This is a genomic window from Bradyrhizobium centrosematis (assembly GCF_045571495.1).
GTDB classification, from domain to species: domain Bacteria; phylum Pseudomonadota; class Alphaproteobacteria; order Rhizobiales; family Xanthobacteraceae; genus Bradyrhizobium; species Bradyrhizobium centrosematis.
Genome location: NZ_CP120703.1, coordinates 3,806,400 through 3,829,737, shown reverse-complemented (window position 1 = coordinate 3,829,737; position 23,338 = coordinate 3,806,400). Strand labels below are relative to the sequence as shown.

General features: G+C 63.0%; 23 protein-coding genes and 1 pseudogene. 14 read left to right on the top strand and 10 right to left on the bottom strand.

Annotated elements, in window-relative coordinates; all coding sequences use genetic code 11:
- Positions 1-767 precede the first annotated feature (767 nt).
- Entirely contained in the window at positions 768-959 is a 192-nt protein-coding gene (locus P6U31_RS18475) for a hypothetical protein (protein WP_407189880.1), read from the top strand.
- A 3,480-nt stretch (positions 960-4,439) separates the two neighbouring features.
- On the opposite strand, the gene P6U31_RS18470 is transcribed toward P6U31_RS18475, so the two are convergent.
- Positions 4,440-4,754, bottom strand: a complete 315-nt coding sequence (locus P6U31_RS18470; RefSeq protein ID WP_407183080.1) for a hypothetical protein — start codon at positions 4,752-4,754, stop codon at positions 4,440-4,442.
- A gap of 12 nt (positions 4,755-4,766) precedes the next feature.
- On the bottom strand, positions 4,767-5,003 hold the full coding sequence (locus P6U31_RS18465; RefSeq protein ID WP_407183079.1) for a hypothetical protein: 237 nt from the start codon (positions 5,001-5,003) through the stop codon (positions 4,767-4,769).
- A gap of 1,079 nt (positions 5,004-6,082) precedes the next feature.
- Between P6U31_RS18465 and P6U31_RS18460 the strand changes: the two genes are divergently transcribed.
- Positions 6,083-6,409: a hypothetical protein gene (locus P6U31_RS18460; RefSeq protein ID WP_407183078.1), complete on the top strand. Its 327-nt coding sequence runs from the start codon at positions 6,083-6,085 to the stop codon at positions 6,407-6,409.
- A 335-nt stretch (positions 6,410-6,744) separates the two neighbouring features.
- On the opposite strand, the gene P6U31_RS18455 is transcribed toward P6U31_RS18460, so the two are convergent.
- Positions 6,745-6,966 carry a hypothetical protein gene (locus P6U31_RS18455; protein ID WP_407183077.1) on the bottom strand — a complete coding sequence of 74 codons (222 nt, stop codon included), beginning with the start codon at positions 6,964-6,966 and terminating at the stop codon, positions 6,745-6,747.
- A 661-nt stretch (positions 6,967-7,627) separates the two neighbouring features.
- On the opposite strand from P6U31_RS18455, the gene P6U31_RS18450 reads away from it, so the two are divergent.
- Positions 7,628-7,987 (top strand): hypothetical protein, encoded by a 360-nt coding sequence (locus P6U31_RS18450; RefSeq protein WP_407183076.1) that lies wholly within the window; start codon positions 7,628-7,630, stop codon positions 7,985-7,987.
- Between the two features lie 85 nt (positions 7,988-8,072).
- The gene (locus P6U31_RS18445) at positions 8,073-8,243 is read left to right on the top strand and encodes a hypothetical protein (RefSeq protein WP_407183075.1); all 171 of its coding nucleotides are present in this window, start codon (positions 8,073-8,075) and stop codon (positions 8,241-8,243) included.
- Between the two features lie 77 nt (positions 8,244-8,320).
- Here the strand turns inward: P6U31_RS18445 and P6U31_RS18440 are convergent, their stop codons facing one another.
- From P6U31_RS18440 to P6U31_RS18430, 3 genes are all read right to left on the bottom strand, one after another.
- Positions 8,321-8,542, bottom strand: a complete 222-nt coding sequence (locus tag P6U31_RS18440; RefSeq protein WP_407183074.1) for a hypothetical protein — start codon at positions 8,540-8,542, stop codon at positions 8,321-8,323.
- Positions 8,543-8,806: 264 nt separating this feature from the next.
- On the bottom strand, positions 8,807-9,475 hold the full coding sequence (locus tag P6U31_RS18435; protein ID WP_407183073.1) for a hypothetical protein: 669 nt from the start codon (positions 9,473-9,475) through the stop codon (positions 8,807-8,809).
- Positions 9,476-9,770: 295 nt separating this feature from the next.
- Complete coding sequence (locus P6U31_RS18430; RefSeq protein WP_407183072.1) at positions 9,771-13,085, bottom strand: DEAD/DEAH box helicase; 3,315 nt, start codon at positions 13,083-13,085, stop codon at positions 9,771-9,773.
- A 571-nt stretch (positions 13,086-13,656) separates the two neighbouring features.
- Between P6U31_RS18430 and P6U31_RS18425 the strand changes: the two genes are divergently transcribed.
- Both P6U31_RS18425 and P6U31_RS18420 read left to right on the top strand, forming a co-directional pair.
- The gene (locus P6U31_RS18425) at positions 13,657-13,896 is read left to right on the top strand and encodes a hypothetical protein (RefSeq protein ID WP_407183071.1); all 240 of its coding nucleotides are present in this window, start codon (positions 13,657-13,659) and stop codon (positions 13,894-13,896) included.
- A gap of 273 nt (positions 13,897-14,169) precedes the next feature.
- Complete coding sequence (locus tag P6U31_RS18420) at positions 14,170-14,352, top strand: hypothetical protein (RefSeq protein WP_407183070.1); 183 nt, start codon at positions 14,170-14,172, stop codon at positions 14,350-14,352.
- A 1-nt stretch (position 14,353) separates the two neighbouring features.
- Here P6U31_RS18420 and P6U31_RS18415 read toward each other — a convergent pair whose 3' ends face one another.
- Together P6U31_RS18415 and P6U31_RS18410 are read right to left on the bottom strand one after the other, a co-directional pair.
- Complete coding sequence (locus P6U31_RS18415) at positions 14,354-14,746, bottom strand: NUDIX hydrolase (RefSeq protein ID WP_407183069.1); 393 nt, start codon at positions 14,744-14,746, stop codon at positions 14,354-14,356.
- Between the two features lie 142 nt (positions 14,747-14,888).
- On the bottom strand, positions 14,889-15,974 hold the full coding sequence (locus tag P6U31_RS18410) for an AI-2E family transporter (protein ID WP_407183068.1): 1,086 nt from the start codon (positions 15,972-15,974) through the stop codon (positions 14,889-14,891).
- Positions 15,975-16,128: 154 nt separating this feature from the next.
- On the opposite strand from P6U31_RS18410, the gene P6U31_RS18405 reads away from it, so the two are divergent.
- From P6U31_RS18405 to P6U31_RS18390, 4 genes and pseudogenes are all read left to right on the top strand, one after another.
- Positions 16,129-16,341 (top strand): hypothetical protein, encoded by a 213-nt coding sequence (locus P6U31_RS18405; protein WP_407183067.1) that lies wholly within the window; start codon positions 16,129-16,131, stop codon positions 16,339-16,341.
- 150 nt (positions 16,342-16,491) lie between these two features.
- The gene (locus tag P6U31_RS18400) at positions 16,492-16,719 is read left to right on the top strand and encodes a hypothetical protein (protein ID WP_407183066.1); all 228 of its coding nucleotides are present in this window, start codon (positions 16,492-16,494) and stop codon (positions 16,717-16,719) included.
- A gap of 111 nt (positions 16,720-16,830) precedes the next feature.
- Positions 16,831-18,795: pseudogene (locus P6U31_RS18395) on the top strand (acetoacetate--CoA ligase); the annotation flags it as partial.
- A 177-nt stretch (positions 18,796-18,972) separates the two neighbouring features.
- Positions 18,973-19,275 (top strand): hypothetical protein, encoded by a 303-nt coding sequence (locus tag P6U31_RS18390; RefSeq protein WP_027575377.1) that lies wholly within the window; start codon positions 18,973-18,975, stop codon positions 19,273-19,275.
- A 71-nt stretch (positions 19,276-19,346) separates the two neighbouring features.
- Here the strand turns inward: P6U31_RS18390 and P6U31_RS18385 are convergent, their stop codons facing one another.
- Positions 19,347-19,565, bottom strand: a complete 219-nt coding sequence (locus tag P6U31_RS18385) for a hypothetical protein (protein ID WP_407183065.1) — start codon at positions 19,563-19,565, stop codon at positions 19,347-19,349.
- 536 nt (positions 19,566-20,101) lie between these two features.
- On the opposite strand from P6U31_RS18385, the gene P6U31_RS18380 reads away from it, so the two are divergent.
- From P6U31_RS18380 to P6U31_RS18370, 3 genes are all read left to right on the top strand, one after another.
- A complete protein-coding gene (locus tag P6U31_RS18380; protein WP_407183064.1) occupies positions 20,102-20,689 on the top strand; it encodes a formyltransferase family protein in 588 nt (195 codons plus the stop codon).
- Positions 20,690-20,875: 186 nt separating this feature from the next.
- On the top strand, positions 20,876-21,226 hold the full coding sequence (locus P6U31_RS18375) for a hypothetical protein (RefSeq protein WP_407183063.1): 351 nt from the start codon (positions 20,876-20,878) through the stop codon (positions 21,224-21,226).
- Complete coding sequence (locus P6U31_RS18370) at positions 21,171-21,716, top strand: hypothetical protein (RefSeq protein ID WP_407183062.1); 546 nt, start codon at positions 21,171-21,173, stop codon at positions 21,714-21,716. The genes P6U31_RS18375 and P6U31_RS18370 overlap by 56 nt, the downstream gene beginning before the upstream one ends.
- Before the next feature lie 52 nt (positions 21,717-21,768).
- On the opposite strand, the gene P6U31_RS18365 is transcribed toward P6U31_RS18370, so the two are convergent.
- Complete coding sequence (locus P6U31_RS18365) at positions 21,769-22,167, bottom strand: RidA family protein (protein WP_407183061.1); 399 nt, start codon at positions 22,165-22,167, stop codon at positions 21,769-21,771.
- 149 nt (positions 22,168-22,316) lie between these two features.
- On the opposite strand from P6U31_RS18365, the gene P6U31_RS18360 reads away from it, so the two are divergent.
- Entirely contained in the window at positions 22,317-23,192 is an 876-nt protein-coding gene (locus P6U31_RS18360) for a DMT family transporter (protein WP_407183060.1), read from the top strand.
- The last annotated feature ends 146 nt before the right edge of the window (positions 23,193-23,338 follow it).

Below are 23,338 nucleotides of genomic sequence, written 5' to 3'. Positions count from 1 at the left end.
AAATACCCGCCGGCGGCCTTCAATCGATAGATCAAAAGCTAACTCAACTTGCACCGGTCAATCGTTGGCGAAGCAACATTAGAAATACAGACGGTTTGCGGAGATTGCTTCGCCAGCACAGGACCGCCTTCTGACCGGCGTTACGTGCATGAACACGATCAACTGGGATCATTCCATTTTCCGGATGCAATTTCCTCACCGGAGGTTCTTCACGAAGCCTGCCTGAGCTATGCGCAAATTGTGCCGACGTCCCAAAATGGAATCTCGCCAGTGTGAACCGGCAGGGGCTTCTGAACGCCGCACCGAAGCCTCGCCCCGCCTTGCCTTGTTCCGAGTGGCGCCACACCCACGGCCGGCAGTAGTCCTGAGCGCCGATCACTGGCCTGACGATGTTCGCTTCTCTGCTATCGAGCCGCAGTTTGTCTGCGTCGGAGGCGGCAACCGTGGCGCGGAGATCAGGCCGGATTTCGACAGCGGTACGCCGCCGCAATTTGCAAGCTCAAGACGCGTTATAGCGCAGCTGAGATTGCTTCACAAAAGGGCGGCCTCAGCTGGGCAGCGTCTGCTCCGGCGTCGGGGGGCCCTTTCGGGGCACCGGAGTAGCGAAGCAATTCGCCAAATTACCACTTGTTCCCGACTTCCAAACGCGGCGCGAAATCTTATCTCCGGTCCATGCGTATGGCGACGAGCTCTGCCTCGCGACCGCCGGCAAGCAGGTCCCAGATGGGCCAGACTGGACCCACGAAGTGAAGCACGACGGCTACCGGATGCTGGTCACTCGGAAGGACAATCGCGTGCGCCTGCTATCCCGCAATGGCACCGACTGGACCAAGTTCTATCCCTGGATCACCGAGGCCGCCTTAAAGAACCGACAGAAGCACTTCGTCTTGACCGGTGATCCTTGGCGCCAACGGCATCTCCGATTTCAACGCCCTTCACTTTCGCAAGCACGACTATGAGGTGCAGCTTTACGCGTTGACATTTTGGCCATAGGCGGAGATGATTTGCGCTCACTCCCCTTGCATATGCGCAAAGCAAATCTCGCGCAGTTGCTGGCGCGCCGTCCAGACGGCATACCGTTGCGCCTTTCGAGCGTGGTGAAATTGGCCCGATCTATTCCGCGCAGCGTGCCGGATGGGCCTGGAAGGTCTCGTGTCCAAGCACCAGGACCCGCCTTACCGAGGCGGCCCGCAGAAGTTCTGGGTCAAGGTGAAGAACCGCACGCATCCTGTGATGGATGCGGGTTGTGATGTCCGCCTGGTTTGTATGGCTTTGAGCCGCGCGCGGGCCGACCGCTCAGATTTGGCGACAAAAAGTCGAGATCTACCGACGTCAATCAGAGGACCAGATCCTCGGCTTGCGTGAGCTCACGGAATGCAGAGGCGGGCGAACCGCTCGCCAATCTAGCCCGAAAGTATCCTGCCCCGCCGCAAGCAGTGGAATAAAACAACGCGTGGCAAGAGCCAGAAGCCAAACACGAACAATGCGCTCGCCGGTCGATTTTATGGATCGTTCCCGTTGCATCCCCCCGATCATGGCCATTGATCATTCCGATTGTGAGGCGCTAAAGAAGATCTGCCTATGGTTGCCCTGATTGAACTCGACCAGTAATGCGTTATTCTCCTTTGATGTGCCTGCTCTTGACTGCCTGCTCCTCAATCTGGGCAGACACGCCCGCCCCCTTGCCGGCCAGCCGGGGAGTGGAGCCGCCTAGCCAGCAAGAAATAGGAAAGGGCGTTCAGATTGCAGCGGCAGAGGCAAAATTAGCCCGGCCGATCGAAATCTCTACCCTTAGAAAGGCTGATCACGGGCTGGGAGGTTATTTCGTCTGCTTGCGAGAGGCGAACCAATCTCTCGATAGACCGCGCCTCAATTTTTCCGTGTTTTTCGATGGGGTTTACAAGTTTTCGAGACAATCCGTCATTATGGAGAATTGCGAGCAGCAGGAGTATACAGCCGCGAACTAAAGCTGCTAGCGGCGGTCAGTGCTAGATCTCGCGGCGGCGCATCTTGCACGTGACGTCTCTCCAAGAAAGCGCTTCTCGACGAGTTGAATGACAACAGGGCCGCAACAGTGGTTAGAAGGGCAGTTAGCATCATACCGATCCAGAAGTTTCCAGTGCCGCGATTGATCACCAGCTGCTGGAGCAGAGAAGCGCAGATGTAAACCCTATAGGAGATATCGAATACGCCCGCCGATCTTGGGCGGCCGGGGGCCGTTGTTTTTACCGTTTCAAAAATTGGCGGTGCGTCATCAGATGCTGCCGGTCGCGCTTCATGTGCAGTTTGCGCCATCGCTTCATGTCCGCTCTCGCCGTTCGCAATCCCGTTCGATCAGGCCGAAGAGCGCCTGCAGAAAGGCGACTTCGAAGGGCTCGAGGTTTTCGCCCGACTGGCCGTCGCCGAGTTGTTCATAACGATCTTCGCGAGGCTGGCGAGAGACCAAAGCTCAATCGTTCGGACTGTTTCCGCCTTAGCGATCAGCCGCGTCAGCCTGCGCAACGCGGGTCCTTGCGCTCGCGCGTGCCCGCAATGACGATTTCAGCAACCGCATTGCTGCGCATTCAGAAGTAGTCGTTGTTCTGCTCGCGCTCGGTCTCATTGTGGACGCGAGTCCAATGGGTCCTCAGCGCGCGCGATCGGCAGCCTTGGATAACCTTCGCAGCGAGCGCTTCTATTACAGGATTTTCTCGCCTAGCCCGCTTAAGAGCGTGATGGGCCAGAAGCCGCGTTGGTCTCCCGGACGACGTCAAAGAACTGATCGTGGCTCCTCGCTCCAGAGCTGCTTTCACCTTTATCAGCACCTGAGGCTTAACGAGGCCGCCTTCCTTGTATCGGAGGAAGTGGCACATGTTGCATTTCCGGATGACGCTGCCCTATCGAAGTTCAGCCGCTGATGCACGGCGAAGGGATGGCCGAACTTGCAATGAGTCTTGTTGCGGTTGTGCCCTTTGCCATGGTTCGCAGCTTTTGCATTGGCTGCCGCCAGCTTCATCGCCTCGCCTCCCCACTCCGGATAGGCGGCGCAGTGAGCTTTGAACTTTGCGAGAGAGACGATCATTTTGCCGGCCGCGCCCCCGCCCCCGGTGACGCGCCGGAGGGTCAGCCCGCGCCGAAGCGCCTCCATGGACTCCATTACCTGTGTGGACGTCATTAAGGTTGGATAGGGGCAGCTTCTTCGTTTCGCAATCTACGCGGCGTTGATCTCGTCGAGACAAGATCCCACCCTCTGACAATCGATCTGGTGTGGACAGGCGGCACAGTTCGTCAGCACTGGGGCGGGCATGCACAGCTCCATCGAGCGCGTGATTGCGCCAGATAAGCTCCTGAGTCGCGGCGTCCACATGTCAGCCAGCGCCATCGAATATCCAAGAATCAGGGGAGCCTCTTGGGCTCGCCCTTCGGTTGCACTTGGAATGACGCTTTAAACACAGCCGGAGCTTACTTCATGCGGATTTTGGGAGCCGTGGCGCTCGGCGCTGCGCTGCGCGTCTTCATCATCCGAGATCACGCCGGCCTATGTCTCGCCTCTTTCAATACCAGCCGTACAACCGTAGCAGCTTGCGCTGGAAGCGCAGTCAGTTTCCGCGCGCGCGGCCGCTCTCTCAGGCACGCAGAATAGCCAACGCCACCAAGGATCAGGTGGCAGCGGGCGTTGCAATCCTTGTGTTCTGGCCGGCAGCGTTCCTTATCGGATGAGATAAGCAGACCGCTGCCGAGCTCGGTCAGACGAAAGGTCAGATGGTTGCACTCGAGCAGGCTTCCATTCAAAAGAAATGCAACATTCGATTCCAACAACCGAAGCCCCCGCTGGCCTAATCGAATAAGCACCGCATCCTGCCGACGACCGACCATCATGAAAATGAGCAAGCCGGCGAGCGGGTGCTGACCGTCGCCGATTCCGTAGATGAATAGACGATGAATGCCGCTCAGCCAGTTGTGAAATTCATTCCTTCCGGGGAAACCGCGCGGGCTTGTGGCGTTTAGTTCCTACAAGCCACGGGAGGAACTGAACATGCCACTGACCAGCGCAGCCGCCGCAACAATCCTTGCCCTTCAACTCGGGACACCCGCAGCGGTCGCTAGCGAAGGATCCGCAATCCAAGGCGACGTCCCGATCGTGCAGGTGGGGTACTGCGGAAACGGCTATGACATCGACGTCTATGGCCGCTGTTACCCGAACGGGGTGATACCGCCGGAGTATCAGGCCGCACGCCGATATCATCGAGAGGGACGATACGGCGCTTATGCTGGTCCCGTTCCGTGCGGCAACGGTGCGGACGTAGATAGCCGCGACGGAAGGTGCTATCCGACAGGAACGGTGCCGCGTCGGTTCCAGCAAGGGCTCCATCATCGCCGCTACTACGACGCATATTGACCTGGTCCTTCGTCGCAGCTGTCGCAATGCCGCTTCTTCGCATCACGGGTTGAATGATTACCTAGCCTGCCGACGGCCGCGCATCGGCGGCCCGGCTGGTCGCGCTGGGTTGCCCGTCCTGCACCAGATTGGTGGGGCAGCCGTTCTTCTGGGCGTTGCACAATGAGACGTTACCGGCGGTATTGGTGCTAGTGAGGTTCACGAAGTCGATGCAGCCGTTGCCGCCCGTCGAGTTGAACAGAATGAGCGAATGGTTCGCAGTCGTCATGTTGACGAACAGCGGCGTGCCGATGCCCTCGGAATGGTAATTGTCCGGCGTGATCACGCCACCGAGCGCATTGATGCCCTGTTGCACTCGGAGTTGAAGACGCTTCAACGATCGTATCGATCAATGGATCAGGGTCGTGCTGTAATTGATCCGGATGCCTTCCGATGAGGGGCTGTTCGCCAGCGTGCAGAACAGGCCCTTGATGTAGACGGCAGCCGCGCCGCCATATCCCGTCTCAAGATCCCGGCAGCCCCTCGGACCAGGATCGATCGCAACATTGTTGATGAGTTCGCCCTGCTGCGCGCATTTTGTGTACAGCGCGTACATTTGCGAGGTGCCAACAGCGGAGTACGACACCGAAATATCGATGTCGGAGATGCGGTTGCCGAAGCAGGCGACATGCGGGGTGGAATCGCCGATTGTGATGAAGGGGCTGCCGGCCGGAAACGCATCACACTGGAAGCTAAATCATCAGCTCTCGCAATGAACGCGGTTAGTGATCGAGCTTCCTCCTGCGCCCACATCCCATGAAATAGCTGCCGCTCACCTCTGTCTCTGACCGCACTGCTGCCATGAATCGCATGTTAGACCAAAGCGCCTGAGTGCTTTCACAGGCGCGTGCTATGTCGACGAGCGAGCCGCTCGGGCCTAGTGCCCACGCACTGAGCTCGTCAGCTTCTTCGGCAAGTTCGAGACCGCGGTCATAAGCCTACTGCCAGTCGGCGTCTTCGTCTCGCGAATACGCGGCTTCGCACAGAGGCGGAGGCCCGTCAGCTCGCCAGCCCCGGCGGGCCTCCCGTCACACCGCGCAGGAACGCCCACAGCCTAAGTTCCTCAAAAGGAACAGCAATTTCTTTTGCGACGAAACACGCCAGAAACAATCCAGTGATTTAGTCGCGGGGCCGGGGCTGGCGCATTGTTTCACTTCAATCTTTCACCCGGCTTATTTTTGACCATCGCACGGGCCGTAGCAGCGTACCTGCTACGGCCCTTTTGCGTCTCTGAAGCCAGATTGAGCGAACAAGGGTCTTTGGCTTCGCATCGAATCGGATTCTTATGTCCGCATTTCCGCGGAGAGCATAATGAAAGTCCTTCTTACCAGCGGTCGCGCTCCTGCCAGGACTTGCGAGTTTTGCCTGATCCCGATGAAGTTTCTGGGCGAGCAAGCCCACTGTCGAATATTCAGATGTGACGATTGCGCGCTGGTGAGCACGGAGCCCGTTGCTATGGCCGCCATTCCCGAAAATGCACTCCCACCAAGACGCTCTTCGATGTGGCGTTGAAGAAATCATTCTTGTTATTGGGGCTGGCGATGTTTTGAGCCCAATAATTGGCCGCCTCGTGCTGGAAGAGGTGGCCAAAGCGCGAAGGCGCTCCTTAACCTTGAGAGGTGAGGTTAATCCGAACATCCGCTTGATGCGGGTCCCGCTGCCGGCATGATCGCGGCACCGGACGAGGCTGGTCTTCCCCCAGGTCGAAACCCCAAGACCGCAATTTCAATCGTCCGGTACGGGCCGCCAGCGATACCGCCCCAAGCCTGGCGGCCCACCCTCGCGGGAGGATCACCATTGCCGTTCGAAAATCTCTCCGATCACTTCATCATCCGCATGTACGAAAGCATTCGCGATCAAGCGCGCGCCGACGTCACATCAGGCGTTCGTCTGCTCGGTGAACCCGCGCGCGAGCGGGCGGAGAGGCTCAAACAGGAAATCGAGCGCCGCGGGCTGTTCTGCGCACCGATCGATTGGCCGACCGAGATTTAGAAGGAGCGGCCCCAGCAGGGCGGCTGCCGGGGCCGTTGGGGTCTGCTCCGGTTTCAGGGGGGCGTTGGGGACACCGGAGCACAGAAGCAACGCACCGAATTGCCATTTGTTCCCGAATCTTGAACGCCGCTAGAAATAAATGTTTGGGCGGCCAGCCAAACCGCGGGGGCGCCAAAAACTCGAGGGCTCTCCTTATAAGTGTTCCGCTTATAAATACACGCCCAGAGAACGAAACAGGACTGAGTATTCGCACGAGATGTTCTTGACCGGAGAACAACGGGCCCACCGCCGTAAACCGGCGCTGTCCGGAGTGCCCCCTGAACGAAACCGCTTGCTCAGGTTTGCTTGCCGCGCATGCAGTTGCGGACAAACTCACGCTTTGAGCGACCTTGTCCTTTCATAATTCCCCCCGCACTGGAGAAACCACGTTCGCTGGCGAGTTGCCGGCAGCTGTCCAGGCTTCGGACAAAGCCTTTACGGGACGTGCCCTGTTGGGCCAGTACGGCGCCGGCAGTCACAACCACAGCAATGGAAACAATTAAAACAAGCCTGATCATTCCCAATCTCCCAAGTCCAACGAGGAGAGGAATGGCATGAGCGTCCGTCTTGAGGCGGATGTCTCACGCCCGGCGTCAAAACAACCAACGTGAAGCCAAAAATTGCCGATCGCTCATCAATCGTAGCACGATGACCCGCCGGCGTGAACCGGCGGGGCTCTTGATCTGAAAACCCGAATTTCGACGCGTGGGATGGGTGAGCTCCTGCGACACCCATCGCGCGTTTCAACCAGCGCCGCTGCGATCGTGGTCGACTTTCGCAGCAATCCTCGACAGCGCCTCCGTCGCAAGAACCCGCCAGATTCCGATAGAGCCCCGTAGTCCCCCCGGGATGAACCATCCGCGGCATCCGCCTAGTGTGCCTTCCTCCCTGAGCATCTTGGCGATGATCTGCACAGCGAAAGACAGCCCGCCCGTTCTGATCTGCTCCAAGTGCAGACGGCCGATGACGTTTCTGGCCACGCTCCCCGCCATCCTCAATCTGCCCGCGGTCCACGCCTTCCAGTGCCGCCCCTGTCTGCGCGTCGACAGCATTCCGCTGGCGTAGGCGCGGCGACGCGGCGTTGTTGTCCACAGCCACGACAGGCAGTAGCTCGGCGTTGTTCCGGCCTACCCGGAATCGATAATTTGACTCCGCGCATTCAGCGCCATTCTTGGCGGGATGCCTCCTCCGACCAGACGCATCACGCCGACCCGCCCCGATGGTCGCCCGGTCAAGATCACGCTGGGCGAGATGCGCGAGATGGGCATCCGCCGCGTCCTGGTCTATTGCTGCTGCGGTCACCACATGGCCTTGAGCGCGGATCGCTGGCCGGATGATCTGCGGCTATCGGACGTCGAGCCCCGCTTGGTCTGCACGGCTTGCGGCAGGCGCGGAGCCGACGTCAGACCAGATTTCGAGACGGGCAAGTCACCGCTGGCGGCGATGGGCTGTGCGGGACCGGCCCCGCCCATCGAGCAGCCTGCCGGCGGCATTGCCGGCGATGCGGTTCGCAAGAGCTCACCCCATCCTGCGCGCTGAGCCAGCCCTTCCCCGCCCTTGCCAAAAACCCGCTGACAAGGCGCCGCAAACGTGTAGGATTTCACCAAAACCGGAGGAAAACGGCATGTTTGAAATCAACGGTTTCGACACGGCGGGTGTCGTCAGCCTCAAGCGGCCTTCGCTCGCCGCGGCCCTCAAGAAGGCCCGAGAGCTGGTCGAGGACGGCTGCTGGGACGTTCAGGTCGTTGATCCCGCCGGCCGCATCTACACCTCGTTTGAAGAGCAGGCCGCCTAACCGCTACACTCCTCGCCATCTGGAAGCCGGCCCCATCAGTTCGCTAGCCAGCGCGGGCGGACAACGCAACCGGTCGGCTATCCCCCTCGGCCGACATTGGACGAGGCACTGTTCAGCCATCGCTGCGTTGCTTCGTCGCTCCAGCCGGGGACTGCGAACTGCACCCGCGGATTGACCTCGGCGCCGGAACGATCGACCGCGGGATCATTCGGGTGATGTGCACGGGCGCGATGTGCTGGCGCGGCACTCGCAGCGGTGCACAGGACGATCACGAGGCCCATGGCGAGGATAGCGCGCATCGCATCAGCTCCTGTCGAACAACTGGAGTGATGTGATGCGCCAGCGGTCCCGCCGCAATCCGACGTGGCATCACAGTCCGGCGATGGACGTGCGATCGCGAAACTCGCGCGGCACAAGCCTGTGGCCGGCCCTCCGCCAGTGCACCGCGCGCGCCAATCAGTCGATAAGATGTCTCAGCTTCAAAAAGAGCTAGGCTTCGCTGCAGGCCTCTCAGACCCCGCCAGCGGTCGCACGCGCCAAGGCGCGATGCACTTGGCGTACTTTCAGCTCTCCGGCGCGGCCGGCGCCACCGGCACACTCAGCGGCGCGCCGCCAACCGAGACCGGCCCCACGGGTTTGGAGTCCCGAACCAACCGCTTGCGCATCGCGGCGGACAGTCCGTAGCGCGCATGCGCTCTTCGGATGGACGACGTGACGTCCGGCATCATCGTTGTTTGCAGTGCGTCGATCTTCGCCATCAGCGTGGAGAGCTGCGAGGAGATCTTCCTCACATCGACCCGCTCGTCCGTGATGCTCTGTCGCAGCGACAGCAGCACCATTGAATCCTGCTGCAGCAGAACCGAGTTCTGATCCGCTGCCTGATTGTTCTGCTGCAGCAAGGCGGTGTGTTGCTGCTGGGCCGCCTGAATATCCTTCAACACGGCGATAACGGGATCCGGCTTTGGCTCGGGCGCACCTTGGCGCGGAAGCAGTTCAGCCAGGCGGCTGACACCCAGCGACAATAAATCAGATGGCGATGTATAGATCGCCGCCGCGCCGTTGATGGCCAGGGCACACACCGAGAAGGCCAGGATCGATGTCCGGCGGGACCGCTTGATCGGCTCCGGAGCTTCAGGAATTTCGGGTTCTTGCGCCGCTGCGGCGGCTGCAAGTGCTGCGGCGTCGAGCTCTTCGGCGAAGCTTGCTGTTTCGAAAGTCGTGGTCACGTGCATGGACCTCAATGAGCGAGCAACAGGAAGCCGCCCCTGGAACGTCCTCGCGACGAGTCCTTGTACGCAGCACCCAACTCCAACTGTCCAAAATTGTGAGCATTTTGAATTAATTCCACGTTAGCGGCCGGGCCGTCCCATGGGCCCGGTGACCCCGCCCGATTACGGAGGCGGTGGCACGTGGAAGCGCGTTTTGCCCGACGGAGCAAACGCCCCCTTCCGCGGATTCAAAAAGCCTTGTGCCAGCACCACTTAGCTACGGTGCATGGGGTTGTTTTCGCGTTTTCGAATAGCCGCCCTAGCCTTCATCCAGCAGCTCGAACAGCTCCTCCACCCGCTCGAACGGCGCGTCCTGCATCTTGGCGTGGTAGACGACGCGATCGCCGTCGCGTTGCAGCGACTTGCCGCGCGACTTGCGCAGGCGTCCGGGCAGGAAGGTTGCGGCCGCAGCCTCGGGGCCGACGTCGAGGCGGATGATGCCTCTTCGCTTGCATTCGAGCCTGAGCCTGGCTGCGGCAAAGAAGTCCCGCGCGACCTTCGGCAGCGGGCCGAAGCGGCGGGCGGTTTCCTCCTCGAGGTCTTCGAGGTCGTCCTCTTCGGTGCATCTTGCTGCGCGCGCATAGAGCTCGAGCCGCACCGGCTCGGACTGCACATAGGTCTCGGGCAGCATGTCGCCGACCGGCAGATTCAGGTCCGGCACCCACACCGCCTGCCCCTCGCCCGGCTTTTCCGAGGCCATCTTCAGGAGGTGGCTGTAGAGCACGGGCCCGAACACCTGGACGTGGCCGGATTGCTGCTCCGAGAACAGATCGCCCGCGCCCCTGAGGTCGAGGTCGCGCTCGCTGATGGCAAAGCCGGCGCCCGGCCGGCTGAACTCCTCGAGCACGGCGAGCCGCTTCTCGGATTGGCCGGACTCGGTCTCGGTCAGCAGATGAGCGAAGGCGCGGATGCCGCCGCGGCCGACGCGCCCGCGCAGCTGGTGCAATTGGGCGAGGCCGAACTTCTCCGGCCAGCACACCACGATGGTGTTGGCACGGGGAATGTCGAGGCCGCTCTCGACGATGTTGGTCGCGAGCAGGACGTCGGCCCTGCCCTCGACGAAGCTCATCATGCGGTCATCGATCTCGTCCGCCGCCAGTCTGCCGTGCAGGCAGACGATGCGCAGGTCCGGCGCCACGGCCTGCACCCGCGCCAGCATCGGATCGAGATCCTGGATGCGCGGGCAGATCAGGAAGCTCTGGCCATGGCGGCGCTGCTCGCGCAGCAGCGCCGAGGCAATCGCCGCGTCCGACAGCGGCGCGATCCGCGTTGCGACCGGCAGCCGGTGCACCGGGGGCGAGGCAATCACGCTGAGGTCGCGGAAGCCGGCAAGGCCCGCGGCGAGCGTGCGCGGGATCGGCGTCGCGCTCATCATCAGCACATGGACGTTCTTGACAAGGCCGGACAGCTTTGCCTTCTCGGCCGCACCAAAATGCTGCTCTTCGTCGATGATGACGAGGCCGAGATCGTCGAACCTGACGTCCTTGGCCGTGAGCGCCTGGGTGCCGATCACGACCTTGATCCGGCCGCTGCGCAAGCCTTCTTTCGTCTCCCGCAGCTCCGCGCCCGAGGTTGCCCGCGACAGGCTGCCCACCTCGATGCCGAACGGTGCAAACCGCTTCTGGAACGTTGCGACATGCTGCCGGGCCAGCACGGTCGTCGGCACCGCGACCGCCACCTGCTTGCCCGACAGCACCACGGCGGCCGCCGCACGCAGCGCCACCTCGGTCTTGCCAAAGCCGACATCGCCGCAGATCACCCGGTCCATCGCATGACCGGAGGCAAGATCGTCCAGCACGTCGCGGATCGCCTTGGCCTGGTCGATCGTGGTGAAATAAGGGAAGCGCGCGACGAACTTCTCGTAGGCCGATCCCGGCGGAACCAGCTTTTCGCCGCGCCGCTTGCGGCGCTGGCTGATGTGCTTGGCCAGCGCCTTGCCGGCGACCTGGATCTCGCGCTCGGCTTCGGTGCGGCGCGCCCACCATGTGCTGCCGTCCGCCTTGTCGAGCGAGAGCTTGCCGAGTTCGGCAGCGTAGGGCCACATCAAGGCGAGATCGGTCGGCGGCACCAGCACCGCGTTGTCGCCGGCGAACTTCAGGCGGATCATCTCGCGCAGCGCGCCGCCGCCGGTGTTTACGGTCTGCAAGCCGTCGAGCACGCCGAGGCCGCGCTGGAGATGGATCACCACCGTGCCTTGCTCGGGCACGTCGGGATGGTCGAACGCCGCGCTCCAGGCGCGCGCCATCGGCTGGGCATGATGCGCCCGGCTGCCAAGCACGTCGGAGGCCGTCACGACGACGAGAGGCTTCTTGCCCGGCACGACGAAGCCGGCATCGAGATCGGCCAGCAGCGCCGCCTCGCCGTTCCGACCGTTTGTTGCCTCGTTCCAGTCTGCGCAGCGCTGCGCCTTGAGGCCGCTCATCCGCTCCATCAGGCGCAGATCGTCCTCCTGCGCCGCGACGAGGATCAGCCGCGATCCAGCCCGCCGTGTGTCCTCGACGAAGGCACGCAGCGCCTTCCTGGCAGATGTCAGCTTCGAAAACTCCGGGACGGTCGGAAAGGACGAGGCGCGCGGCAGCACCTTCATGTCCTTGGAGAGTTGCTTCCAGTCGCGCCGGCCGAGATATTCGCGCTCGCGCTCGGCGCGCGGCGCGGCCTCCTCGATCGTATCGATCCAGCTCTCGGCATGCGCCGGGACCCCCGCATCGGCGATCCATTTGGCGCGCCCGCAATAGTCGAACAGGCTGGCGCGCTTGCCGCGTTGGCCGGCAAGGCCGAGCCGCTCCGACATGGGATCGACGAGCAGCTCCTTGGTCTCGAAGATGATCCTGTGCTCGTTCGGGTCGAACGCCACGATACGCTTGATCGCGCGATCGGAATGCTCGATCCGGAACGGGCCCAGCGCGCCCGCCGGAAATATCTCGAAGGTCTGGCCGTGGAACAGCGCCCCGCCCGGATAATCCGGCTCGTCGTCGAGATCGTATCCGAGGGCTTCGAGGCGCGTCTCGAGATCCCGTTCGGAGAACGTGCCGCCCACCTTCAGGCTCACGCTGAGGCGCGACAGGCTCGCCGGCAGCGGCAGGCGCTCCATCACGGCTTCCGCCGTCGAGACGAGAAACAGCGGCTTCTTGGATTTTGCGATGCGCCTCAGGACGGAGGCTCTGCGCCCCGCGAGCTCGTGCGAGGGCTCGAGCTGGTCGAACGGCAGGGTGTTCAAGCGCGGAAACACCAGGACCTCGCAAGCGGGATCGAGCGCGTGAATGACGCTGCCCAGCCGCTCCGCCCTGTTCTCGTTCTCGGCGAGAAACACGATGCCGCTGCGTCCGGACTGTTTCCATTGCGCAAGCAGATGCAGCGCCAGCCCCCCGAGCGGCGACGAAGACGAGATCGTGGCGCGCTGCGCCGCCTTGCCCGTCCTTGGCGACCTCTTGCCCGGCAACGCCCTACTTGTCGACGTCCTGGTCGGCAACGTCGTCTTCGGCGACCTCTTGGCCACCCGCGCCTTCTTGGTAAGCCTCACTTGAATCCGTTTCTGGTCGTAAACCGTCGTCAACTGAACGCCAGCCGCCCGCATTTCCGATTCGGCGACTTCGCGCCATGCATATGGGATTTGCCCCGTGAACGCACGCCTGGTGGCAACGTTCGGCTCGACGCCGTGATCCCGACACGTGGGTCGGGACTAGCGCGGCGCGGGATCTGCGTCGGTCGATGCGACGCCTGGCGCGATTGTAGACGTTCTGCGCACAGGAAGACACGAAAAACCCCAGCGCTTGGAGGCACGCTGGGGCGTTTCGAACTAAATGAATTGGTCAAGCAATGGCATCTTCGTAGCAGCGATTTCAGCGCAGGCGTGTGAACTGGTTCACACCTCCGCCAAACAAACGACCTCAGTGCGGGGGAGCCCTGAGGTCGCCAACCTTTGTGGGGAAGGTTTTCTCGCGGCCCGCGGCTTTGGGGGCTTGGGGGTTGGGCCGAGAGCAAGGATTCGACGCCGGCCAGACGCAGTGGTTCCAAAACCGTCGCCTGAAAGGTGCGCCGGGTGGTCAGAATGGTCCAGCCGCCCATCAGGCCGGAGCAGGATACCGCGCTCGCGGATTGAGTGCGCACCCGCCGCGCGCTACGATAATCACTTTTAGGAGGCTCATTTGAAACCATTCATTTTCATTGCCGCCATCGCAGTGCTTGCAACGGCTCCCGCCCGCGCGCAGACGCTGGTCGATCCCAGCAAGGTTGCTCCCGAATATCGCGAGGCGGCCGAGAAGCGCCGGGCCGAGCAGATGCGTCAGCGCGAATGCGCGCTGAAGGCTGATCTCGAGAAGGTGCTGCCCAGGGATCGCACCGCCTTCCTCAACCACTGCCTGGACGCGATGGCGGCCAAGCAATAGCGGCCGAGGAGCTGGTCGAACCAGACTTTTTCTTTCCGTTGCCAGCCGCGGCCCGCCGATGGCGCTTGGCTGCGCCCGTCCTTGCGATAACCAACCGCCAAGCCATTCAAGCTTTCTTCAGACATTTGGGATGAGCTGAAGTTCCATATTCAAAGTCATTGTCGTCCGCGCATGGGTTCGATCCAGATTCAGTGCACGCGGTGCAAGAACGTGTTTCGCGATCGCGCCGGGCGGTTGCAGGACGGCTATTCCAGGCAATGTCCGAGTTGCGAAGTGGTGCTGTTCTTCGCCGAGGATTCCCAACATCCTTTCATCAAACGCGCGATGCGCAATGCGCGCAACGCCCGCAAGGAGATGCGGGAGGCCGTGGCCGCGAGGCTCGCTGCACCCGAACCGCGCGCGGCGCAATCGAGGAGATTTGCCGGGCGGGCGCGATCGGGCGAACGCGAGGACTAGCTCACCTGCGCTTTTGCTTCCTCGGAAACAGGCGGTCGCGGATATAGCGCGAGGTCGCGGTCAGGCGGATGCCGCGCGGCTTCTGCCAGGCGGCGCGGTCGATCTCCTTCTTGTCGCCGATGGCCAGCCGGCCCTTGGCTGTCTTGGCAATGAAGATCGCATCGCTCATCTTGCGGCCGGAGCGCTTGTTCCTCGCCTTCACTTCCTTCCAGAGACTGATCCTGCCGAGCTTCAGCTTGGGCAGCTCCTCCCTGATCTCGCGCCGCAGGCAGTCCTTCGCGGACTCGCGCCCGCGCTTGCGGCCGCCCGGAAACATCCACAGGCCATCCGACCGGCGTCTGACCAACAATACCTTGCCGCGCCTTGCGGCAACCAGCTTGGAAGACTTCGCCATCGCTGCCGTCATTGAAACAGAATCGTTCCAATCGTAACTTGTCTAGTCGAATAGACAAGTTCGCGGCCTTGCCTGATCACAGGCCGCGGGCTGCCGCGATCCGGCGCGACACCGGCGGCGGATCGCACCGCGCGCGGCGAGCTCAGTCCTTACCCGTCCCTGCCCGGTCCTCGGTCCTGATCCAGGCCATCATCATCTCCCAGGCCACCGACAGGATGATCGGTCCGATGAACAGGCCGACGATGCCGTGGGCGAGCGTGCCGCCGATCACGCCGACGAAGATCACGATGGTCGGCGTCGTCAGGCCACGTCCCATCACGAGCGGCTTCAACATGGTGTCGATGAAACCGACCAGGACGAGAAATACGGTGAGCAGCAGTGCCGTGGTGACGTCCTTGGCGGTCCAGATCCAGATGATCACCGGCAGCAGCACCAGGAAGGCACCGATCTGCACGATCGAGAGCAGCAGCACGATAAAGGCGAGAAGGCCGGCGCTCGGCACCGCCGCGAGCTTGAAACCGATGCCGGCGAGCAGCGCCTGCACGATCGCAACGCCGATCACGCCCTGCGCCACGGCGCGAATGGTCGCGCCCGCGAGCGACAGGAAATGCTCGCTCTGCTCGGGTACGATGCGAAACAGGAAGCTGCGGCCGGCGGCGACCAGCCGCGGCCCGTGCGGAAACAGGAAGCCGGCCACGAACACCGAGACCAGAAACTGCAGCGTGCCGACGCCGGCATCGCCCGCGAGCGAAAGCAGCGGACCCGCCAGCGGCTGGAGATACGGCGCCACCTCACGCACCACCGCGCGAACGTTATTGTAGGCCTGATCCCAGAGGTCGTAGAGCCAGGGACCGACGAGCGGCCAAGACTTGATCTGCTCGGGCGCAGCCTGAAGCGCCAGATCACCGGTGCCGAGCTGATGCGCCAGCTCACGCACGCCGTCCACCGCACTGATGCCGAGCCAGGTCGCCGGACCGATGACGATGCCGAGCGTGACCATGGTCAGGATCGCTGCTGCGGTCTTGGGCCGGCCACCGATGGCTTTGGCGACCCAGCTGAAGGCCGGATAGAACGCAACCGCGAGCACGCCGCTCCAGGCCAAAATCGGCACGAACGGGCGGATGATCAGGAAGGTCCAGATGATCAGCAGGGCGAGCAGGCCGAGCCGGATCACGAGCTGGATGACGTCCTCTCCCGTCAGGAGCTGACGGAGACTTTTCACGGGCACGACCTTCCTTGCGGCATCGACGCGGGTTCCGGCACTTGCACGGCCAGGCCGTTATTGCCAGCGGCGCATCCGCCGTCAAGACGACCGGCCTTCCCACAAGGACGCACCAGCCGCCGGATTAGGAACGTATCGATCGAAAAAGCATTCCCTTGCGATGCCGCGCCACCCCGGAGAGCCCGACCAGCATGCAGGGACACACCGCGGCGTTCATTTTTCGCTCAAACAGAATGCGGCAAAGGGCTATTGGCGCTACGCCTACACGATCGACGACAAGGTCCGTTCCGGACGGGTGCAGGGCCGGTTGCCGCTGCTGGCGATCCGGCGCGTGCAGATGCGCATCGACCGGGACATGCGAAACCGCGACTGATCCAGGTCCAAGGGCCGCCGATCGCGCACGGCCTGCGGTTGCAGCCGGGCTTGGCTAACGCGCGTTAACCGGATTCTCGTCCGTCAATTTACGTCGCCGCAAACGCCGGTGCGTACCGTGGACCGGGGTCACCAACAAGCATTCCGTGCAATGGCCAACAGCATTTGGACGATCGAAGAATTCACCTGCAGCGGTTGCAGCATGAACTACACCGCGACCAGGGAGGAGCATAGCGAGACACATTCCGGCTGCTTCAAGTGCACCATCTGCAGCGGCGTGGTGCACAGCTGGTCCGGCAAGCATCACTTCTTCGGCTGGCAGGCGGTGAAGACCAAACCGGCGGTGTTCGGACGGCGCTGGGCCGGCGCCGGCTGGTAGGCTGAGGCAGGGGCTCCTTCACTCCCGTCATTGCAGCCTGCGCGAACTGCCGCTTCTGCTATTCTGCGGCGCGGGTTAGATTCCCCTCCCCGCAAACCGACGTCGAAGCCGATGACCGCCCCCTTCATTCCCCAGATCGCCCTCTACCGCAATTGGCTCGCAGCGCAGCGCGGTCTCTCCTTCGCCAATTACGAGGAGATGCGGCAATGGTCGGTGCGTGATCTCGACGGTTTCTGGCGCAGCATCTGGGACTATTACGATCTGCAATCGCCGACGCCGTTCGAGGCTGTGCTCACCGAGCGCAAGATGCCCAGCGCGGTCTGGTTTCCGGGTGCGCAAGTCAATTATGCCCGCCAGGTCTTCCGGCATGTCGAGGCGGCCGATGCCGCCGGCCTGCCCGCGATCGTCAGCAGCGGCGAGGATGGCAGGATCACGGAGACGAGCTGGCCCGAGTTGCGCCGCAAGGCGGCCGCGCTGGCACTGCACCTGAAAGACGTAGGCATCAAGCCGGGCGACCGCGTCGCGGCCTATCTGCCCAACATTCCCGAGACCATCATCGCGTTTCTCGCAAGCGTCAGCATCGGCGCGGTGTGGAGCGTCTGTGCGCCCGACATGGCCGCGCCCGCCGTGATCGACCGCTTCAAGCAGATCGAGCCGAAGGTGCTGATCGCCTGCGATGCCGTCACCTATGCCGGCCGGCGGCACGATCGGCGCGATGTGGTCGCCGAGCTCCGGCGATCGCTGCCGACCGTCGCGCATGTCATCCTGCACGGTGAGACCGACGCGGCCGCTACGCCCGATGCCTTGCTCTCCGAGATCACGGCGCGAACCGGCGATGCGATCGACAGGTTCGAGCCGATGTGGCTGCCGTTCGATCATCCGCTCTGGATCGTCTATTCCAGCGGCACCACCGGCCTGCCGAAACCGATCGTGCACGGGCATGGCGGCATCGTCATCGTGGTGCTGGCGCTGCTCGGGCTGCACAACGACATCGGCTGCTCCTATCACCCGAACTCGTTCGGCGAGCGTTATCATTGGTACTCGTCGACCGGCTGGATCATGTGGAACTCGCAAGTCGGCGGCCTGCTCAGCGGCACCACCTGCTGCATCTTCGACGGCAGCCCCGGCGGCACCAAGGACAAGCCGGACTGGTCCACGCTGTGGCGCTTCGTCGCGCGGTCGAAGGCGACCTTCTTCGGCGCGGGCGCGGCGTTCTTCGCCAACTGCGCCAAGGCCGAGGTCGACCTCGTCGCCGCCGGCGATCTGTCGCGGCTGCGCTGTCTCGGCTCGACCGGCTCCCCGCTCAGCGCCGACACACAAGCCTGGTTCAACGACCGCTTCGCGGCGCTGTCGAAGGCGAACGGCAGCAAGGCACAGGCCGACATCTGGTGGGCGAACATCTCCGGCGGCACCGATTTCGCAGGCGCCTTCATCGGCGGCAATCGCGAGCTGCCGCAGACGCCAGGCGCGATGCAGTGCCGCCTGCTCGGCGCGGCCGTCGAAGCCTTCAGCGAGCAAGGCCGCGCGGTCATGGGCGAGGTCGGCGAGCTCGTCTGCACCGAACCGATGCCGTCGATGCCGCTCTATTTCTGGAACGACAAGGACGGCACGCGCTATCGTGCCAGCTATTTCGAGACCTATCCGGACAATTTTGACGGCAGCGGCCGTGGCCCAGTGTGGCGGCACGGCGACTGGCTCAAGATCAATCCGGACGGTTCGTGCATCATCTACGGCCGCAGCGATGCCACCATCAACCGCCATGGCCTGCGCATGGGCACCAGCGAGCTCTATTCCGCGATCGAGGCGCTGCCGGAGGTGCTCGATTCCCTCGTCGTCGATCTCGAATATCTCGGCCGCGACAGCTACATGCCGCTGTTCGTGGTGCTGCGCGAGGGCGTGGTGCTCGACGGCGCGATGCAGGCCAAGATCAACAAGGCGATCGAAGCTGGTCTGTCGCGCCGCTTCTTGCCGAACGAGATCTTCGCCGTTGCCGAGATCCCGCGCACACTCTCCGGCAAGAAGCAGGAGTTGCCGATCAAGAAGCTCTTGCTCGGCCATCCCGTCGAGAAGGTCATCAACAAGGAGGCGATGGCCAATCCCGCCTGCCTCGATTGGTATCTGGCCTTCGCGCGCGACTATCTGGCGCGGACCGCGGCATGATGAGAAATCGCCCCAATTGCGTCGATGCCGTTTGGATTCCGTTCACCGATCGCCGCTAGATCAGGACGGATCCTTCGCGCCGAACCTGCAATCATGGCCGACCTCAACGCCGTCCTCACCAGGCTCAACGACCGCCTGCTCCGCCTCGAAGGCGAGTTGTTCGTGCTGCGCTCGCTGGCGCGCGCGACGCTGACGGCGGGCGACGACCATGCAGCGCGCATGCGCAAGCTGGTCGAAGCCGCCAAGGTCGCGCTCGACGACGAGGCCAAGCGGCCCCTCGACAAGCCGACACGCAAATATGTCGATGCAGCCACCGCGCTGGTGGAAGAGCTTCTGGTCGAGCCAACTCCCGCGCGGCCGCTGTTCACGGTGATCGACGGCGGCCGGCGCGATTGAACGACAAGCACGTCGGGGGCGCGAGCTCGGCGCTCGGATAGCTGGGCAACGGCGCCAAGCTCGAGGGCCTGCTAGCTCGGCGTGGAATTCTCAGCCTTGAGCCGGGCAAGGCCTGCTTCGATGATGGCGATCTCCTCGTCGATCTGACCGATCGGCAGGCTGAAATCATAGCCGGCCCTGCTCTTCAGATCGACCGCGAGCCGCTGCCTGTGCATCATCAGCTCGTCAAGGCCGCGCCGGTTCTTCAGTCGGACATAACTGTCGACGATCTGCTCAATCGCGCGCGGCATGAAATCGGGTCCCGGCGAAAAAGACCGCGCGGCGCACGCGACGCCGGCGGGACAATATCAGTGTCGCGGTACGCAATACAAATCCGCGACGGGTTCGTCGATACGCCAAGCTGGTTGAGATCGTGTTACCATACGATGATTTTTCGCGACGCCCGCATGAAAAAGCCGCTGACGATCACGTCAGCGGCCAAAACCGGGTTCGAAAACGGATGCGGGGTGAAATGTCGCCAGCCCCGGTCGGCACCTTCTTATCAGCCCACCAAGGTTACCTCTGTTAAGAACGAAACACAGGAACCGGCTTGTTGGCGGCCGGGGCCGTGGCCGCGCGGCAACGCCGGTCGGCGACGCAGAAGGACGCGCACGCCGGACTAGGCGCGATGATCAAAACTGCTCACCGGCCCCGCGCGCATGGCGTTCGTCGCACCCGGCACCGCTGCGCATTGTTGATAACCCAGGCAAACGCCGCGCGGGTGGTGACAGGGCGTCCGGACGTGTTATCGGGGGATAACGCAGTTGCGAGACCGGATCGGACACCCATGCGCATTACCCTCGTCGGCTCCCGCCATTTCGGCGTGACCACCCTGAACATGCTCCGGGAGCACGGCGTCTCGGTGGTCCGGGTCGTGGTGGCCGATGCCGAGGATCGCCTCGCCGCGACCGCCAAGGCGGCCGGCATCGAGGTCGTGGTGCAGGCCAATCCGAAGCTGGTGGTGGCCTCCGAGATTGCCCCCGATACCGACCTGATCATCACGGCGCACAGCCACGCCCGAATCGGCAGGGACGCGCTCGCTGCCGCCAAGCTTGGCGGGATCGGCTATCACCCCTCTCTGCTGCCGCGCCATCGCGGCAAGGCCGCGGTGGAATGGACCATCAAGGAAGGCGATCCGATCGCCGGCGGCACGATCTACCATCTCGCCGACCGCATGGACGCCGGCGCCATCGCCGCCCAGGACTGGTGCTTCGTCAAGAAGGGCGAGACGGCGCGGGAGCTCTGGGAGCGCGCGCTGGCGCCTCTTGGCCTCAAGCTGCTGGCCGACGTGATCGACTACGCCAAGGTCCACAAGGCGCTGCCCGCCAAAACTCAGGACGAGCAGTTCGCGACCTCGGCGCCGAGCCTATCGTAAGGCCCCGCTCCTCACGTTTACCTTTAACGTGAAGCCGCATTGAATCTGCTTCGAAAATTGTATCCGGAAACGCAAATAAACCATTGTTTGCACAGGAACAATTTTCGGTTTGGCATTGCAACAAATTTCCGTCACATTTCGCCCGAATAAGCGTCAGTATATCAGACACATTCAAGGACGGAATTTATGCGTTTTGATCGCATTGCGGTGATTTGTGCCGCTTCAGTTGTCGCCGGCACCCTCGCCGCTCCCGCCCTCGCCCAGAGCCCCTACGACGGCAATTGGCAGGTCACGATTGTGACCAAGAGCGGCTCCTGCGAGCCGACCGCGAGCTCCATGCTGACGGTTGCCGATGGCAGGATCACCGCCCCTGGCGCTAACGTTTCCGGCACCATCGGTAGCGGGGGACTTGTGAAAGTTTCGATCAATGGTGCATATGCCAACGGTCAACTCAACGGCAACGCCGGATCGGGGAAGTGGAATGGAGCATCTGCAGGCATACCGTGCAGCGGGCGGTGGGAAGCATCGCGCCAATAAACCTAACGCGGCTCGCGCCTGGAACCGGCGGCTGCTGATCGCGGCCGCCGTTTTGTTTGCGGCAGGAATCGCCAGCTCCGAAGGCAAGGCGCAGTCCGGCCCGTTCGGCCCGCTGGCGGGCAGCTGGAGCGGCAGCGGCACCGTCACCCTGGACGACGGCTCGACCGAACGAATCCGTTGCCGCGCCAAGTACGCCCCGATCGGACCAACCATGGAGATGTCGCTGACCTGCGCCAGCGACGCCTACAAGTTCAACCTGGCGGCCAGTGTCAGGGCTGAGGGCAGCGCCATCACCGGCAACTGGTCCGAGGCCAGCCGCAACATCTCCGGCTCGCTCCAGGGCCGTGGCGGCGGCGGGAATTTTGAGGTGGTCGCCTCCGCCGCCGGCTTCAACGCCAACATTGGGCTGCGGACAAGCGGCAACAAGCAGACTGTCACGATGCGCGCCGACAGCCAGTTCCGCGGCGCCAACATCTCGATGTCGCGCTAAGCCATTACGGCTTGACGGCAAGCGATCCGGCGACCTCGCCGGATCGCTTTTTTTACGCGTCCGGCACGAACGCCGTGACCTCGATCTCGACCTTGGCCCGCTCGTCCACGAGGCCGCCGATATAGAGCAGCGTCGAAGGCGGGAAATTGCGTCCGAGCGTTTCCTTCCAGGCCGCACCAATGCCGCTGCCGGCCGCCTCGTATTCGCTGCGGCTGGTCAGGTACCAGGTCAGTCGGACGATGTGCTCCGGGCCTGCGCCGGCCTCGCCGAGAAGCTTGATGATCCGCTTCAGCGCGGCTCCGACCTGCGCCGCCATGTCGGGCGCGTAATTGCCGGCCTCATCGCCGCCGGTCTGGCCGGCGAGGACCACCCAGCGCCCCGGCCCCTCGACCACGACGCCGTGAGAAAAGCCGCGCGGTTTCTTCCATTCGGCCGGCTGCAAGATGCGCATGAGCGAGATCTCCCGATTTTCTTGTCGTTCGCTGATGCCTTAACACGTCGTCCTGCATTGCTGCATCCGCAGAATTGACCGTTGCAAACGGCAACGATGTTGCCGATACCGGCCTGCCCTTCGGATTCCACCCTTCCGCATCCGCTGCAATGAGCACGACACCGTCCAAAACGATGGCTGCCCTGTGGATGGCCGGCTGGCTGTCGCTGATGCTGGTCATGGCGGTGGCCGGGCGCGAGACCACGCGCGAGCTCAATGTTTTCGAGATCATGGAGATCCGTTCGCTGGCTGGCTTCGTCCTGCTGGCACCGATGATCTCTCGTGCCGGCGGCTTCAGGGTGCTCAGGACGTCGCGCCTGCAACAGCACGTCGCGCGCAACTTCGTGCACTATGTCGCCCAGCTCGGCTGGTTCTTTGCGCTGACGCTGATTCCGATCGGCCAGGTCGTGGCGATCGAGTTCACCATGCCGATCTGGACCGCGATCCTCGCGGCGAGCTTCCTCTCCGAGCGCATGACGCCGTGGAAAATCGCCGCCATCGTGCTCGGCCTCGTCGGCGTGATCGTGATCGTTCGCCCCGCCACCGGCGAGATCAATCCGGGCCAGCTCATCGCGCTCGGGGCCGCCATGGGGTTCGGCGTGTCGATGGCGCTGGTGAAATCGCTGACCCGCACCGAAAGCGCGTTGTCGATCCTGTTCTGGATGCTGGTGGTGCAGTCGGTCGCGGGCCTCGTGCCGACGCTGCTGGTCTGGACCTGGCCCTCGGCCTATGCCTGGGCTTGGGTCGGCGTGATCGCCGTCTGCGGCACGTTCTCACACTACTGCCTCGCCAGCGCGATGCGCTATGCCGATGCGACGATCGTGGTTCCCATGGACTTCCTCCGGGTTCCGCTGACCGCAACCGCTGGTTGGCTGCTGTATTCGGAGCGGCTCGACGCCTGGACAGTGCTCGGCGCAGCGCTGATCCTGTTTGGCAATCTGCTGAATTTGAAGCCGGCTCCAGCGGTCCCCGCCCGCGCGCGCTGAACCTTCCGCCGCGCTGCGCGACAAAACCAAGTGGCCGTGTGATTTGGATCACGTTGGGAAATGATTCCACCGTGCACATTCGGCCACACAGCAGCGGGTTGAACGCGCGGACTGCCGTTTTGGTGGCACGAAGTCGGGCACTTCGT

What these genes read in the sequence shown, in the direction of transcription:
- P6U31_RS18475 (WP_407189880.1), top strand. Translation starts at nt 768, where the DNA reads ATGCTGGTCACTCGGAAGGACAATCGCGTGCGCCTGCTATCCCGCAAT.
- P6U31_RS18460 (WP_407183078.1), top strand. Translation starts at nt 6,083, where the DNA reads ATGATCGCGGCACCGGACGAGGCTGGTCTTCCCCCAGGTCGAAACCCC.
- P6U31_RS18455 (WP_407183077.1), bottom strand. Translation starts at nt 6,966, where the DNA reads ATGATCAGGCTTGTTTTAATTGTTTCCATTGCTGTGGTTGTGACTGCC.
- P6U31_RS18450 (WP_407183076.1), top strand. Translation starts at nt 7,628, where the DNA reads ATGCCTCCTCCGACCAGACGCATCACGCCGACCCGCCCCGATGGTCGC.
- P6U31_RS18445 (WP_407183075.1), top strand. Translation starts at nt 8,073, where the DNA reads ATGTTTGAAATCAACGGTTTCGACACGGCGGGTGTCGTCAGCCTCAAG.
- P6U31_RS18440 (WP_407183074.1), bottom strand. Translation starts at nt 8,542, where the DNA reads ATGCGCGCTATCCTCGCCATGGGCCTCGTGATCGTCCTGTGCACCGCT.
- P6U31_RS18435 (WP_407183073.1), bottom strand. Translation starts at nt 9,475, where the DNA reads ATGCACGTGACCACGACTTTCGAAACAGCAAGCTTCGCCGAAGAGCTC.
- P6U31_RS18430 (WP_407183072.1), bottom strand. Translation starts at nt 13,085, where the DNA reads ATGCGGGCGGCTGGCGTTCAGTTGACGACGGTTTACGACCAGAAACGG.
- P6U31_RS18415 (WP_407183069.1), bottom strand. Translation starts at nt 14,746, where the DNA reads ATGGCGAAGTCTTCCAAGCTGGTTGCCGCAAGGCGCGGCAAGGTATTG.
- P6U31_RS18405 (WP_407183067.1), top strand. Translation starts at nt 16,129, where the DNA reads ATGCCGCGCCACCCCGGAGAGCCCGACCAGCATGCAGGGACACACCGC.
- P6U31_RS18400 (WP_407183066.1), top strand. Translation starts at nt 16,492, where the DNA reads ATGGCCAACAGCATTTGGACGATCGAAGAATTCACCTGCAGCGGTTGC.
- P6U31_RS18390 (WP_027575377.1), top strand. Translation starts at nt 18,973, where the DNA reads ATGGCCGACCTCAACGCCGTCCTCACCAGGCTCAACGACCGCCTGCTC.
- P6U31_RS18385 (WP_407183065.1), bottom strand. Translation starts at nt 19,565, where the DNA reads ATGCCGCGCGCGATTGAGCAGATCGTCGACAGTTATGTCCGACTGAAG.
- P6U31_RS18380 (WP_407183064.1), top strand. Translation starts at nt 20,102, where the DNA reads ATGCGCATTACCCTCGTCGGCTCCCGCCATTTCGGCGTGACCACCCTG.
- P6U31_RS18375 (WP_407183063.1), top strand. Translation starts at nt 20,876, where the DNA reads ATGCGTTTTGATCGCATTGCGGTGATTTGTGCCGCTTCAGTTGTCGCC.
- P6U31_RS18370 (WP_407183062.1), top strand. Translation starts at nt 21,171, where the DNA reads ATGGAGCATCTGCAGGCATACCGTGCAGCGGGCGGTGGGAAGCATCGC.
- P6U31_RS18365 (WP_407183061.1), bottom strand. Translation starts at nt 22,167, where the DNA reads ATGCGCATCTTGCAGCCGGCCGAATGGAAGAAACCGCGCGGCTTTTCT.
- P6U31_RS18360 (WP_407183060.1), top strand. Translation starts at nt 22,317, where the DNA reads ATGAGCACGACACCGTCCAAAACGATGGCTGCCCTGTGGATGGCCGGC.